This window comes from Vibrio sp. J2-4, assembly GCF_021728155.1.
GTDB classification, from domain to species: domain Bacteria; phylum Pseudomonadota; class Gammaproteobacteria; order Enterobacterales; family Vibrionaceae; genus Vibrio; species Vibrio diabolicus.
In genome coordinates, this window is sequence record NZ_JAKKCN010000002.1 from 274,021 (window position 1) to 289,449 (window position 15,429).

A 15,429-nucleotide genomic window follows, 5' to 3' on the forward strand; every position below is an offset into this window, starting at 1 on the left:
TCTATTGTGCTCGAATTTGCGCGTTGTGAGAAGTAAGCGAGTTCAGGAATCAGGGGCAAAGCGCAAAAAAGAGCGCACAAATGGCGCTCTTTTTTCGTATGGAGGTGAGATTAATCTTCTTCGTCGTGAAGCTCAGACCAGGTTTGCGCACATTTCACTGCGCGTTTCCAACCCTTGTAACGACGATTGCGCTTTTCTTCATCATCGTGCGGCTCAAACGTGCGATCAAGCACCGCTTTATTCTGCAACTCGTCAATGCTGTCCCAGTAACCCACGGCAAGACCTGCAAGGTAGGCTGCACCAAGAGCGGTAACCTCTGTTACTTGAGGGCGGTGTACTTCTGTATTCAATACATCGGATTGGAACTGCATTAGGAAGTTGTTCGCTACCGCACCGCCATCGACGCGAAGATTCGCAAGTTTAATACCTGAGTCGGCTTGCATCGCATCCAGTACGTCACGAGTTTGGTAAGCGATGCCTTCCAAAGTCGCACGGATAATGTGGTTTGAGTTCACGCCGCGAGTAAGGCCGACAATCGTGCCACGTGCGTAGGCATCCCAGTATGGTGCGCCTAAACCAGTAAAGGCAGGCACGACATAAACGCCGTTTGAGGTATCCACTTTGGTTGCGAAGTATTCAGAGTCTTCTGCACCGTTTAGGATTTTTAATTCATCGCGTAGCCATTGGATAGAAGCACCACCCATGAATACGGCACCTTCAAGTGCATAAGCAGGCTCGCCTTTAGGACCACAAGCCAAAGTTGTCAGTAGGCCGTGCGTCGAAGTGACTTTTTCTTGGCCCGTATTCATTAGCAAGAAACAACCCGTGCCGTAAGTGTTTTTCGCCTGACCCGCTTCAACACACATTTGGCCGTAAAGCGCAGCTTGTTGGTCACCAGCAATACCAGAAATAGGAATACGAGTACCGCCTTTACCACCAATGTTGGTCTTACCGTAAACTTCCGATGAACGTTTTACTTCTGGCATCATAGATGCTGGGATACCAAGCTCATCTAACATTTTCTGATCCCAACATAGATCGTTGATGTTAAATAGCATTGTACGCGATGCGTTAGTGTAGTCGGTCACGTGAACGCGGCCTTGAGTCATCTTCCAAACTAACCAAGTATCGACGGTACCGAACAACAGCTTGCCTGCTTCTGCGTCTTCGCGCGCGCCTTCAACGTTGTCCAGAATCCATTTCACTTTGGTACCTGAGAAGTAAGGGTCAAGCACCAAACCTGTGTTGTCACGTACGTAGTTTTCTAGACCACGCGCTTTTAAATCTTCACAGATGTCAGCAGTACGGCGACATTGCCATACGATCGCATTGTAAACGGGTTTGCCTGTTTCTTTATTCCAGACGATGGTGGTTTCACGCTGGTTAGTAATACCGATAGCCGCCAATTGGTCGCTACGGATGCCAGACTTAGCTAGAGCTTCTACCAACGTAGAGCTTTGTGTTGCCCAGATTTCCATTGGGTCATGTTCTACCCAACCTGCCTCTGGATAAATCTGAGTAAATTCGCGCTGTGCGACGCTTACGATGTTCGCGTCATGATCAAGAATTACTGCGCGAGAGCTTGTCGTACCTTGGTCTAGGGCAACAATGTATTTTTGCTCAGTCATGGTAAGAATCCTTTTGTTTCGTTATTTATATTTTAGTAAATGTTCGAGTTGCGTCAGTTTTAAGCTCTAGCTTCTTCTGTTTCTTCTTCCGTCTCACATTGGTTTGGAATTGTACAGCCGTGGCCTTGTTGTGGAAGGTAAGCCGCAATCGCTTTTGGATACAACCAACCACCAAAACACGCACCTGCAATCGGAGCAAGTAAAGGCACGATAAAGTAAGGAATGTCTTTAGCACCTGTCAGAGCGTAATCCCAGCCTGCGAAGTAAGCGAACAGTTTCGGTCCAAAGTCGCGCGCAGGGTTCATCGCGAAGCCAGTTAGTGGACCAAGAGAACCACCGATCACGGCAATCAAAATACCGATTAACAGCGGGTTCATTGCACCTCGTGCAGCGCCGTTATTTTCATCGCCCAAAGCCAAAATCGCAAACATCAGCACGGCAGTGATAACGAATTCCACAGCAAAAGCGCCAAAGAAAGAGAGGGAAGCATGTGGATAGGTTGAGAAGATACCAGCGGTTGCTAGTGCATCTTGGCTACTGCGGACGAAGTTATGTGCGATTTCGTAGTCGGTGAAAAGGTTGCTGTATAAGCTGTAAACCAACGCAGCAGAGCAGAATGCGCCAAGCATTTGGGCGATGATGTATGGCACCACTTTCGCCTTATCAAAACCATGGAACATAGCGAGTGCGATGGTTACCGCTGGGTTGATGTGCGCGCCTGAAACGCCGGCAGTACAGTAAATAGCGATGGCGACACCTAGGCCCCATACAATACTGATTTCCCATTGTCCAAATGATGCGCCTGTTAGAACTAAGGCTGCGACACAGCCTACGCCGAAGAAGATAAGTAGTCCTGTACCGATAAACTCGGCCAAACATTCTCCGAGCAGAGAGGGGTGTTTGTTCGTTGTCATGTTAAAAGTCCTTTGATCATTTTTGCCTGTCTAGCACGATACTATTGTGCACATATAAACGTTTGCGAAAACAAACGCGCGTTAAAAATGAGCGTTTGAGCATAAAATTGTTAATCAAAGTCTTCGTTTTTGTTAAATGGCGCATCTTTTAATCGAAAAAGAAAACAACGAAAAGAATTTCTTTACTACGAAGTGTGTTTTGGAAGCGCTCAAATTACCGATGTGAAAAAGAATGCACAACTGGTAAGAGGAGTTTTGTGAAGCTGCTACGTGCTTGGGGATTTATTACTCAGATTTTGCGTAGTAATTAACCCTAAAGAGGTAAGGTGAGGTCAAGTACATCAAGGACTAGCGGTGATATAAGAAAATGCGTTGCTATGTTTATATCTCGAGAGGAACTTGTTATCCAAATTAGTGTTAATTATGAAAATGGAGAGGAAAATAAACGCGGTTTATGTCTTGTGTTCGTGAATCACTGTCTAGGTTTGAGTTCAGATAACATTAGTTTTGTTATTTCGTTTGATACTAAGCGCGAACATTTTTCATCTTTTTAGTTATTTAGTGGTGTCGCGTAACAAGGATGGATGTGAAACACCCTTTTTACGGTTAATTTGTGTTCTTATTCGAGCCTTTTTTTCATTGGTTTCGAATTGGAATGCTCAAATGAGAGGTTGAAACATCAGTTTCATATTAACTAATTATGAGTAAAGTTGAACGATGGTCTAATTAATGCGCTCTAATTTACTGTATTTACTTATATTTAATTCATGTGCAACATTTGTCACAGAAATAAAATCCTAACTCAATACAATTCATGAACTTTCGAACGAAGATTTTTTTGTTTCGTTCGCTCCTTTTGTGTTTTTTACCATCGCATACAAAATAATGAGGTTCCTATGTTTGGAATATTCAAACCTAAGGCGCACATTGATCGTCTGTCCCCAGGCAGTATCGATAGCACCTACTCTCGCCTCCGTTGGCAACTCTTTATCGGTATATTTGTTGGCTACGCCGGTTACTATTTGGTTCGTAAAAACTTCAGTTTGGCGATGCCTTATCTTATCGAGCAAGGCTTTAGCCGCGGTGACTTAGGTGTCGCGCTGGCAGCTGTTTCCATTGCATATGGTCTCTCTAAATTTCTAATGGGCAGCGTATCTGACCGTTCCAACCCTCGCTACTTCCTAAGTGGCGGCCTGTTGATGTCTGCATTAGTGATGTTTTGCTTTGGCTTTATGCCATGGGCGACTGGCAGCGTCACTGCGATGTTCATTTTGCTTTTCTTGAACGGTTGGTTCCAAGGCATGGGGTGGCCCGCATGTGGACGAACCATGGTGCACTGGTGGTCACGTAAAGAGCGTGGTGAGATCGTTTCGGTTTGGAACGTGGCACACAACGTGGGTGGCGGTTTGATTGGTCCACTATTCATTCTTGGCCTGTGGGCATTTAACGATGATTGGCGCACTGCATTTTATGTTCCTGCATTTTTCGCCACGTTGGTTGCTGTGTTTGTTTGGATGACGGTTCGCGATACGCCTCAATCTTGTGGTTTGCCACCGATCGAAGAGTATAAAGACGATTATCCTGATGACTATGACAAGTCGCACGAACAAGAAATGACAGCCAAGGAAATCTTCTTTAAGTATGTATTCAACAACAAGCTGCTTTGGTCGATTGCAATTGCAAACGCATTTGTTTACCTAATTCGCTACGGCGTACTGGACTGGGCACCTGTTTACCTAAAAGAAGCGAAGGATTTCTCGGTAGATAAATCGTCATGGGCTTACTTCTTATACGAATGGGCCGGCATTCCAGGCACATTATTGTGTGGTTGGATTTCAGACAAATTGTTCAAAGGTCGTCGTGCACCTGCTGGCATCTTATTTATGGTGCTAGTGACCGTTGCAGTGATGGTTTACTGGTTTAACCCTGCTGGTAACCCAATGGTGGACATGATGGCACTGATTGCAATTGGCTTCCTAATCTATGGTCCGGTTATGCTGATTGGCTTGTACGCACTTGAACTCGCTCCGAAGAAAGCCGCTGGTACTGCTGCTGGTCTTACTGGTTTATTTGGATACTTAGGTGGGGCAGTTGCCGCAAACGCGATTCTGGGCTACACGGTAGACCACTTTGGCTGGGATGGTGGCTTTATCATCTTAGTGGGTTCTTGTATTACTTCTATTGTGTGTTTGATGTACGCCTTCTTAGGTGAGCGTGCGCACCACGAGCAAAAAGAGCGCGAAAAGGAAGCGCTAGCGTAATATTTATTTAAAGAGGCAGTGGAATACTGCCTCTTCGCTTTATCAAGGAAATAACAATGAAAACAAAGTCAGTATGTCTTACTTTTTTAGCACTTAGCCTCTCCGCTGGTGCGATTGCGAAACCGCTTGTAATTGCACACCGTGGCGCATCGGGTTACTTGCCTGAGCACACGCTAGAGGCAAAAGCGCTTGCTTACGCAATGAAACCTGACTACATAGAGCAAGATGTAGTAATGACGAAAGACGACCAGTTGGTCGTGTTGCATGACCATTATCTCGATCGTGTAACGGATGTTGCGGAGCGTTTTCCTGATCGTGCACGTAAAGACGGTCGCTACTACGCAATTGATTTCACACTGGCGGAAATCAAATCCTTGCGAGTAACTGAAGGCTTTAATATCGATGACAAAGGTAATAAGGTCGCTGGTTATCCGACACGATTCCCAATGTGGAAATCGGATTTTACCGTGCCGACGTTTGCTGAAGAGATTGAGCTGATCCAAGGACTTAACAAGACGTTGGGTTACGACATCGGTATTTACCCAGAAATTAAAGCGCCTTGGTTCCATCGTCATGAAGGTAAGGACATCTCTAAAGCGGTACTTAAAGTATTAAAGCATTACGGTTACGGCTCGCAAGACGACAAAGTCTACCTGCAGTGTTTCGATGCGAATGAACTTCAACGCATCAACAGTGAGCTCATGCCTGCAATGGACATGGACTTAAAGCTCGTTCAGCTTATGGCTTACACGGACTGGAACGAAACTATGGTGTACAAAGGCGATACAGCAACACCATACAGTTATGACTGGATGTTCGAAGCCGACGGCATGAAGAAAGTGGCGAGTTACGCCGAAGGTATTGGACCTTGGAAGCCGATGCTGGTGGATGATAAGTCAACCAAAGACAACATCATCATTAAGCCGTTGATGAAGGCTGCAAAAGACGCTGGCTTGCAAGTGCATCCATACACGTTCCGTGCCGATCCAGGACGCATTCCAGCGTACACTGACAGCTTTGAAGGCATGATGGATGTGTACTACAACCAAGTGAAAGTGGATGGTTTGTTTACTGATTTCCCAGATAAAGCAGTCAGCTTTTTAAATCAGTAATCACGCATTTTGCTGTAAGCTAAAAAATCCCCCAACAGTTTCCTGCTGGGGGATTTTTCTTAACTATTTATTAGTTGTTTTTATGCAATTCGCTGTTCAGTTCAACTGCGCTCTTGTTTGCAAGACACTCGATTTGACCTGTTACAGAGTTACGACGGAACAGTAGGTCAGAAACACCAGCAAGATCGCGAGCCTTAACCACTTCGACTTCTTGACCTTCAGAATCTAGCATGAGTACTTTAGAGCCAGCGGTTACGTACAGACCTGATTCGATAGTACAACGGTCACCCATTGGGAACCCAAGACCTGCGTTTGCGCCTAGTAGAGAGTTTTCACCGATGGAAACCACCACTTTACCGCCGCCAGATAGTGTACCCATGATAGATGCACCGCCACCGATGTCTGAACCGTTACCAACAACCACACCCGCAGAGATACGGCCTTCAACCATGCTCACGCCAGTAGTACCCGCGTTGAAGTTGATGAAGCCTTCGTGCATAACAGTTGTGCCTTCGCCAACGTGTGCGCCAAGACGTACGCGAGAAGTGTCTGCGATACGAACACCAGTTGGTACCACGTAGTCCACCATTTTAGGGAACTTGTCTACGCAATCTACGCTTAGCGTACGGCCAGCTAGGCGAGCTTCGATTTGACGCTCAGCCAGCTCAGGTAGGTCGATTGGGCCTTCGTTAGTCCATGCGATGTTGTGTAGTAGACCGAAGATGCCATCCAGTACTGTGCCGTGTGGCTTAACTAGACGGTTAGAGATAAGTTGAAGTTTTAGGAAGCCTTCAGCAACAGATTGTGGCTGTTCATCCGTAGCTAGAATAACCAGTACAAGCGGCTGTGCTGATTCTGCTGCTTTGGTTGCGAAAGATGCGTTTGCTGCATCGCCGTTTGCTTCGAAAGCCGCCGCAAGTTCTGCGCTTTGTGCAGCAGAGATCTCGATAGCTTGGTTGCCTTGTTCGTAACCTGCTACTGCTGCTAGTGCGTTAACAAGTGCGTCGCTTGGGTTAAGAACTGGGTTTGGAAAAAACGCTTCAATGATTTTGCCATCGCGGTTTTTAGTCGCTGTACCAAAGGCTAGAGAAAAGAAAGCCATAGTTGATCTCCATGTGTTGAGTCTTGTGTCTCGTCTGTTCACTGACAAGAAATAATTAAGTTGTCAGTCATCATAATGAGAGTGCTAGGGAGTTTAAAGAGGGGAAATGGAGAAAGTCCGTAGATGGATACCTTTTGTCTTTTGGGAGATATGTCTGTCTGATGAGAAATGTGGTTGTGAGGTGGTCAATTAGCGGGTGTTTGTTGAAATGAAAGAAGGCGATTTGTCGTATCTGTGCTCGAAAGAAAGGGCGATCTTTCCATGATGATGTGTGCCTTCAGATACAAAAAACGCCACATGATGCGGCGTTTCTTTAACAAATGAGAGGCTTATGCAGCGTCTTCTTGCTTGTCTTCTTCTACAGATTCAAGCTTTTTTGCTTTCTTTGGTGCCGGTTTGCGTTTTGCACCCAGTGCGTAAAGCACTTCTTCTTTGTTTTGAGCGAGGTACATCGCAAGATCTTCTTGCTTACCTTCGTCTTCTAGAAGTTCACTTTTACCTAGCAGCGTGAATAGTTCGTCTGCCATGTCTAGCATTTTATCGTATGCGTCAGCTTCCGCTTTAGAGGTAAAAGTCATTTTCTCTTCTCCATTGCGTTCTACCACGTACTTGACGATTACAGCCATGGTTGGTCCCCTAACTTGGTGTATTGATACTGGCTTTTTATACAGTTTTTGACCAGTTAAGTCTAGCGACAAGCCTAAGAATGAGAGACACGTACAACTAACTGACCAGCATTTAAACTATCTCCGTTTTACTTGGAGGGCGTATTCTCTAGATAAAGGTTATTTGGTCGTTCCCAATCTTGGCAAAATTCGATAAACGTTCTGAGTAGTGGGCTTTGGTATTTCTCTTTGTGAACCAGTAGCCAGAAGCGACGTTTCATATCTAAAGGCATGTCGAGCAGTTGCACGCGACCGTCACGAATAGCAGGTTCAGCAGACAAACGTGACAAGCAACCTAAGCCTAGCCCAGCAGATACTGAGTTGATCAACGCTTCGGTGGTATTGAGCTGAAAAGCTTCATGCCAATGTTCCAAGCGCGGCGCGACAACGCGCATAAAAAATTCGCGTGAACCAGACCCCGCCTCTCGTAATATCCATTCGCTGTTTTCTAGCTCGGTTAAGTTTACTGGCCCTTTGTTCGCGGCTGGGTAATCGGGCGCGCAAATCACGCACATTTCATCTTCGCTAAACTGGGTGGACTGCAATTCAGGGTGAAGTGTTTTGCCCTCAATGAGGGCTATATCTAACTCGTAATCGGTCAGCATGTCGCAGATTTGTGCGGAGTTAGAAATGAACAGACTTTGAGAACGATGGTTCGTTTGCTGACGAAATTCGCTAAGCAAATAGGGCGCGACTTGGTTGCCAATGGTGTCGCTGGCACCAATGCGAAGTTGGCCCGATAGCGCTTGGTCACCATCGAAAATGCTCTCGATGTCTTTGGCTCGGTTGAGTAATTCATCCGCCAGTGGCAGCAGTTTTTGACCTTCTTGGTTCAAAATTAGTCGGTTATTAACACGATCAAACAAGTGATGGCCGATCTGCTTTTCTAATTCTGAGAGTGCCATGCTCACTGCCGCTTTCGATAAAAAGAGACTATCAGAAGCTGCTGTGAGCGTTTTGTGCTGCGTGATCGTCGTAAACACTTTCAGTTGTTTAAGAGAAATGTGACTTGCCATACCCCACCGTTAAATAATTTTGAACGTTTGTTTTAAATAATTAGATATATCAGAACGAAGTGCAAGCGTATTATACGCTCCATCAAGAGTGAGTCTGGTTGAGGTCATCATGATTCAAAGAACAAAAGCAAAAGTAATGGGAGCCCCAACTCCAATGGCGGGTTTGGCTCTTGGTATTGCAAGCTTGGGCTGGAGTTGGGAGAACTTCGCCGAATTACATGGCTACGGACAGTGGATTAGTGCGGGTATTGCGAGCGTATTGTTGGCTATATTGGCAACCAAGTTTTTGCTACATAACCATCTATTGAGAGAAGATCTTGCTCATCCGGTTGTGGGTAGCGTGGTTCCGACATTTGCGATGGGCACTATGGTGGTATCGAACTCTCTCGGCCATTTTTACCCATTGGCTGGTGATGTGCTTTGGCTGATTGCGGTGGTTCTGCACATCGTGTTCTTGGTGAGCTTTGTTTACCATCGCGCCAAAGATTTTGAATTGCACCACATGGTTCCTAGTTGGTTTGTACCGCCGGTGGGTATCATCGTTGCGGATGTGTCTTTCTCTGGCAACCCGATGTTAGCGCCAGTGGCACAAGGTGCATTAATGTTTGGTATGGTGGCGTACGCGATCATGTTGCCGATGATGATTTACCGTTTCATGTTTACCCATGAAATTCCGGATGCAGCGAAACCAACAATGGCAATCATGGCAGCGCCAGCAAGTCTATCATTGGCAGGGTACTTAACGGTCACTGCGACACCATCACCAGTGATCATCGCTATGCTATTTGGTATCGCGGTATTGATGACAGCCATCATTTACCTCGCATTCTTTAAATTGCTTAGACTGCCATTTAGCCCAGGCTATGCGGCGTTCACTTTCCCGATGGTGATCGGTGCGACGGCGCTGTTTAAAATGGCGAATTGGATGGAGTTGCAAGGATTGGCTGCGCACTATGTTCAACAAGTGCGAGGCTTAGCTGGTCTTGAGTTGATTGTGGCAACATTTGTTGTCTCTTATGTGGCTTTACAATACATCAACAACTTATTGATTCAGCCACGCTTGATGCACGCTCATCACGCTTAAATAGCAGATAGGGAAAAGCCTCTTGGTCTTACAGCCAAGAGGCTTTTTTATCTCAATAGCCGTCGATGTTGGACGCTAGCCTTTTTTGTAAAATCGCGACATCTCATCCAGAGAATGACGAATGATATCGACAGGAACTTTTTGTTCTTTCTCTACTTTTAACTGGCTATTCAGTTGCTGAGAGTGCCCGCCAGGATTGACCACAAGCATCAGTTCTTTGCCGACCAATGCATAGTTGTAGTAGCTGCCAGCAATATACCAATCGCGAGGGGCAGAGCTATCAAACAAGTTATGACCAACGCTGTATGAACTCGTTGTGCCTTGAACGTCAAACAGCGTATTCATCATGGTTGGCACGACGTCAAAATGGGTCGTGCGGTAATCAACTTGCTCTGGCTGACGATTTGGCATGTACACGTAAAGAGGCACATGTACTTGAACGTCACTGTAGTTACCCGTGTGGCCCCAATAGTTCATCTTATGGTCATTAAACTCTTCACCATGATCAGATGAAATCACCACAATGGTGTTGTCTAAGTCGACGTTTTTCAGCACATCGCCAATCAAGCTGTCGATGTAGTACAACGAGTTCTTGTATCGATTGTGGTAAAGCGAAGCGTCAAAGTCGTTGTTGAGCAAAATGTGGTCAACGCGTTCCCAGTATGGTTTGAATTTCGCAAATTCAGGTTCAGGAAACACCGTGCCGTGGGCGGCATCGTAGAACAGAAACCCAAAGTACGGTTTGTCGCTGTCTTGCTTTTGGAATTCGATGAACTTGTCTGTGATCTGCTGATCGCGCTCGACTGCTGTTTCCCCTGTTTGTTTCAAGGTCAAGTCCGACACTTTTTTGAATACTGTGCGAGAAAGTGGCGGGCTGGTGAGCGGTGCCGAGCCAAAAATGCCCATGCGGTAGCCTTCTGCTTGCAGCGTATCCATAAAAACAGGAGAGCGTTGGCTTGCGTAAAAGCTTTCCCAGTAGGTTGCGGGCAAGCTGTAAAACAGGCTGAAAATACCCGCTTGAGTTGAGTTGCCGCCGCTCATATGTTGTGTGAAATTCACTGTCTTTTCAGCGAACTTAATGACATTTGGCATGACTTCCGGCGTCGCATCACTGTAGCGCCACGCATCAACCAAGATAAACAAAACATTGGGCTGCTTCTCTTTGCTTTGCACTTGAATGGGCGCAAGCGGATAGTTGAGTGAGCTACGTTCAATGTTGGTTAACTCTACGCGGTTCTTCGATGCAATGTTCTCATCCACTAGGTCGTGTTTGTAAATAAATTTACGGGCCGTCAGCGGGTAGTAAAGTGGCCAGTTATTCGAAAACTGACTGACTTTATCGTCGTAAAGCGCATTTTTGTACGCATGAATCATCTGTGTACTGAGCAATACAACAAACCAGACGCCGATCAAAACGAACTTAGCTCGGCTTTGTGCCAGTTTATTACTTACCCAAACGGTACAGGCGAGCCCGATCACCAGAACGGCAACTTCACTGACGAAGATAAGCCAACTCATCCAAGAAATATCGAAGACATCACCGCCACCTTCGAAAAACATACGGATTAATAGGGCGTTGATGTGAAGTTTGTATTGCTGAAAAACGAGGATATCGACTTTAAACATGACCAATAGACAGATCGCGATAGCGATCACGATGCCTTTGAATGCTCGATTCGGTAGAAAAGAGAGCAATAAACTCAACAACATAAATGGAAGAGCGATCAAGCCCAGCCAGCCATATTGAGTCGAAACTAAATAGTAACCTTGCAACAAGGTTAGTGGTTCGTTCTGATTGTTAGACAACACAAAAGGATAACAAGCGATCGACAGATACACTGCAAAGCAAGCAAAAAAAGCAATCAGCCAAGCGCTGTTGGAAGACAGTTTGCGAAACATACTTTTTGTTTGTTTATAAATTATGGGTAGTGGGAGTATAAAACAGTGTTTTTTATTATGGAATGGTTGCGACGAATGTCACATTTTGTATGGGAGTGTCAGACTTGATTGACATGTGAAAATTAAGAAGATTCATACTCTATTTGAGTGATATATAACCTTTTGTTTTTTCCGAACGCGAGATCACTGCGGGTTTAAATGGGGCTGTGCTAAGCTAGCTAACAGTTTCAATCGGCGCTCGGTATTCCCAATTTGTTTACTGTTTATCATTCCAACCAAGTTGACGTTCTCAAATCACTCCTTGTCGAACTGATTCGAATCAGTCCGCTGGAAAACCCGTTCGAAAAAGAACAAATTCTGGTTCAAAGTCCGGGCATGTCCCAGTGGCTAAAAATGGAATTGGCCAAAGAGTTTGGTGTTGCCGCGAACATTGATTTTCCGCTTCCTGCTACCTTCATTTGGGAAATGTTTACGCAGGTGTTGCCAGACGTGCCAAAACGCAGTGCGTTTAACAAAGAAGCGATGACGTGGAAGTTGATGCATCTGCTGCCGGGGCTTCTCAACCAAGACGTGTTTTCGCCGTTAGCGCAGTACCTCAAAGATGACAGTGATCACTCTAAGCTGTATCAGCTGGCTGAGAAAATTGCCGATATTTTCGATGGTTACTTGGTGTATCGTCCGGAGTGGATCGCAAGTTGGGAAGCTGGGCATAGTGTGCCAGAGCTGGAAGATGAGCATCCGTGGCAGCCGATCTTATGGCAAGCGTTGTATGATCACACTGTGTCATTAGGACAGTCTCCATATCACCGTGCCAACCTTTATGAGCACTTTATCGACACGTTAGAGAGTTTTAACGGCAATTTTGACCATTTACCCAAGCGTTTGTTTGTTTTTGGCATTTCTTCGTTGCCGCCTCGCTATATGGATGCGCTAAAAGCAATTGGTGAACACATCGACGTGCATCTGATGTTCACCAACCCGTGTCGTTATTACTGGGGTGAAGTTCGAGATCGCAAATATCTGGCTCGTTTGGCGGCGAAACATCGTCAGCACGTTGTGTGGCATGACGATCACTCGGAAGTGCAAGGTGAAACTGAGCAACTGAAAGGATCACTGGAAGATAATGTGATCGATGAGCTGCACACCGATGTGGTCGGAAACAGTCTGTTGGCGTCCATGGGTAAACTCGGGCGTGACAATATGTATCTGTTGTCTCAGCTGGAGTCTCATGAAATTGAAGCGTTTGTTGATGTTGAGCGCGACAGTCTGCTCCATCAATTGCAAGCGGATATTCTCAATCTTGAAGAACATCAAGATGACCAACAGATTGAAAACAGTCATCACAAACAAGTGGTTCGCTTGGGTGATAAATCACTCAGCCTGCACGCTTGCCACAGCCCGATGCGTGAAGTGGAAGTGCTGCATGATCAACTATTGGCGATGTTCGATGCTGACCCAACGTTAAAACCGCGCGATATTATCGTGATGGTCGCGGACATCAACGCTTACAGCCCTGCGATTCAGGCGGTCTTTGGTAACGCACCGGGTGAGCGTTTTATTCCCTATTCGATTTCTGACCGAACCGCCGATCAAGAGAGCCCAATTCTGGCCGCATTTATGCAGTTGGTGAACTTACCCAATACGCGCTGTTTGGCATCAGAACTACTCGAACTTCTGGAAACTCCGGCGATATTAAAGCGTTTTGAACTCAGCGAAGATGATTTCTTACAAGCCAAACAATGGGTTGAAGAATCGGGAATTCGCTGGGGGTTGGATGCCAATACCGGACGCGAATTTGAACTGCCGGAAACCCGTCAAAACACATGGCAATTTGGTATTCAACGCATGTTGCTTGGCTACGCGATGCCAGAATCCGCAGGTTTGTTTGAAACCGAGCAAGGCAGTTTGTCTCCGTACAACGAAGTGCAAGGCATGGGCGCAGAGCTTGCGGGCAAGTTGGCACACTTTATCCAACAAATTAGCACTTATCGCAGCAAACTTTCTCATGTTCAGACTATTGATGGTTGGCGAGAGACTTTAGTTTTACTGCTGGATGACTTCTTCTCAGTTGAGTTAGAAGGCGAAATGGCGCTCAAATCCATTCGCGATACGCTCAGCCAACTCAAAGAGCAATTAGCTGATGCCGCATTTGATGATGCGTTATCGCCGTCGATCATCAGCCAATACCTTCAAAACAAATTATCTGGCACACGAGTCAGCCAGCGCTTCCTGGCTGGTCAAGTGAACTTTTGTACTCTGATGCCGATGCGCTCTATTCCGTTTAGAACCGTTTGTCTACTGGGGATGAATGACGGCGTGTACCCACGCTCCATGCCGCCGGAAGGCTTTGACTTGATGACCGGAAGAACCAAACCGGGCGATCGTTCGCGCCGAGATGATGACCGTTACCTATTCCTCGAAGCGATGTTGTCTGCACAGCAAACGCTCTACATCAGTTATGTTGGCCGTTCAATCCAAGACAACACCGAGCGAGTGCCTTCGGTTCTGGTTTCTGAGCTGATGGAATACTGCCACCAAAACTATTGTTTAAGTGGTGATGAATCGTTGCCCGTTGATGAGTCTGGCGACAACTTATTAAATGCGTTGGTGAATACCCACGCCATGGTGCCGTTTAGCCCAAGTGCGTTCCAAGGCACGCACGCCAGCTACGCGAAAGAGTGGATTCCAGCGGCATTAACTCAAAGTAGTCAATCGCAAGGCTATGTTCGTCGTGATTTTAATCGGGCATTAGACGACTATCTGTTAGGAGCGACGTTCCCACTTGAGCTCGACTTAGTCGAGTTGCAACGTTTCTGGCGCTTACCTGTGCAGTATTTTTTCAATCGTCGTTTAAAAGTAATCTTTGAACCGCCACTGCCGGTGATGGAAGACGACGAACCCTTTGTTTTAGGTGGTTTGGAAAGCTATCAAATGCGTGATGAGCTGCTAGAAACCTTGCTTGAAACGACATTGATACAGCCAGAGAAAAAAGCAGAAGTGCTTAAACACTTTATGAGTCAACAGCGCGCTCAAGGCAAACTTCCGGTGGGAGCGTTTGGTGATATCGAATTTGAAACCAACCGAGTTCAGGCGGAAGAGCTAGTGGATAAACTGGCGTTTTTATCTGGTGCGCCTCAAGACGATTTGGAAATCGACCTGACGTTTGATTCCTTGTTTGAGCGAAATGAAGGCGAAGAGAAAAACGTTCGCCTAACAGGTTGGCTAACCCAGTGTTACCAATCTGGGTTGATTCGCTATCGAAGCGGTAAGATTCGAGCGCAGGATTACCTTGCAGCGTGGATCGATCACCTTGCCATGTCGGCGTCGGGTCATGCCAAGAAAACTCATCTGATTGGCTACGATCGTAAAGAAGGCGCGCTGCATTTGATCTACCCAGAAATTGCCGATGCGCAGTATGCCAAACAGCTACTGACTGAATTAGTTCGCTTGTTCTTCGAGGGTATGACTAAGCCTTTGCCTTATTTCCCGAAAACGGCGTTGGCTTGTGTTGAAGCGGGCTTTAGCCGCGGTCAGTGGGTCGATGACGAAGAGAAATCTTTGAAGAAAATGGCTGACGCATTCAATGATGGCTTCATGAGCCCGGGCGAAGGCAATAACGCGTACATCTCTCGAATTTGGCCTGCTTGGAATGATGAGTTGGCCTCAGAGGTTCGCTTGCTGACAGCATTAGTTCTGCAAGGTGCGCGCTTAGCGGTTCAAGACGCCGATGACGTAAAAGCGTAATAAA

General features: G+C 46.3%; 10 protein-coding genes. 4 read left to right on the top strand and 6 right to left on the bottom strand.

Annotated elements, in window-relative coordinates:
• Positions 1-110: 110 nt before the first annotated feature.
• Together glpK and L3V32_RS06625 are read right to left on the bottom strand one after the other, a co-directional pair.
• The gene (gene glpK, locus L3V32_RS06620) at positions 111-1,628 is read right to left on the bottom strand and encodes a glycerol kinase GlpK (protein ID WP_006742415.1); all 1,518 of its coding nucleotides are present in this window, start codon (positions 1,626-1,628) and stop codon (positions 111-113) included.
• Positions 1,629-1,687: 59 nt separating this feature from the next.
• A complete protein-coding gene (locus tag L3V32_RS06625; protein WP_046875005.1) occupies positions 1,688-2,542 on the bottom strand; it encodes an MIP/aquaporin family protein in 855 nt (284 codons plus the stop codon).
• Positions 2,543-3,438: 896 nt separating this feature from the next.
• On the opposite strand from L3V32_RS06625, the gene glpT reads away from it, so the two are divergent.
• Together glpT and glpQ are read left to right on the top strand one after the other, a co-directional pair.
• Positions 3,439-4,803 (top strand): glycerol-3-phosphate transporter, encoded by a 1,365-nt coding sequence (gene glpT / locus L3V32_RS06630; RefSeq protein ID WP_006742417.1) that lies wholly within the window; start codon positions 3,439-3,441, stop codon positions 4,801-4,803.
• Between the two features lie 56 nt (positions 4,804-4,859).
• Positions 4,860-5,915 carry a glycerophosphodiester phosphodiesterase gene (glpQ, locus tag L3V32_RS06635; protein WP_085342700.1) on the top strand — a complete coding sequence of 352 codons (1,056 nt, stop codon included), beginning with the start codon at positions 4,860-4,862 and terminating at the stop codon, positions 5,913-5,915.
• A 70-nt stretch (positions 5,916-5,985) separates the two neighbouring features.
• Here the strand turns inward: glpQ and dapD are convergent, their stop codons facing one another.
• The 3 genes from dapD to L3V32_RS06650 form a co-directional block, all read right to left on the bottom strand.
• Positions 5,986-7,017, bottom strand: a complete 1,032-nt coding sequence (dapD, locus tag L3V32_RS06640; protein ID WP_237284009.1) for a 2,3,4,5-tetrahydropyridine-2,6-dicarboxylate N-succinyltransferase — start codon at positions 7,015-7,017, stop codon at positions 5,986-5,988.
• 329 nt (positions 7,018-7,346) lie between these two features.
• A complete protein-coding gene (locus L3V32_RS06645) occupies positions 7,347-7,643 on the bottom strand; it encodes a YebG family protein (protein WP_041852896.1) in 297 nt (98 codons plus the stop codon).
• Positions 7,644-7,771: 128 nt separating this feature from the next.
• Positions 7,772-8,698 carry a LysR family transcriptional regulator gene (locus L3V32_RS06650; protein ID WP_237284010.1) on the bottom strand — a complete coding sequence of 309 codons (927 nt, stop codon included), beginning with the start codon at positions 8,696-8,698 and terminating at the stop codon, positions 7,772-7,774.
• Between the two features lie 109 nt (positions 8,699-8,807).
• Here L3V32_RS06650 and L3V32_RS06655 point away from each other — a divergent pair, with 109 nt between their 5' ends.
• On the top strand, positions 8,808-9,782 hold the full coding sequence (locus L3V32_RS06655; protein WP_031853663.1) for a TDT family transporter: 975 nt from the start codon (positions 8,808-8,810) through the stop codon (positions 9,780-9,782).
• Between the two features lie 75 nt (positions 9,783-9,857).
• Here the strand turns inward: L3V32_RS06655 and L3V32_RS06660 are convergent, their stop codons facing one another.
• Entirely contained in the window at positions 9,858-11,681 is a 1,824-nt protein-coding gene (locus L3V32_RS06660) for a DUF3413 domain-containing protein (protein WP_237284011.1), read from the bottom strand.
• A 252-nt stretch (positions 11,682-11,933) separates the two neighbouring features.
• On the opposite strand from L3V32_RS06660, the gene recC reads away from it, so the two are divergent.
• The gene (gene recC, locus L3V32_RS06665; RefSeq protein ID WP_237284012.1) at positions 11,934-15,425 is read left to right on the top strand and encodes an exodeoxyribonuclease V subunit gamma; all 3,492 of its coding nucleotides are present in this window, start codon (positions 11,934-11,936) and stop codon (positions 15,423-15,425) included.
• The last annotated feature ends 4 nt before the right edge of the window (positions 15,426-15,429 follow it).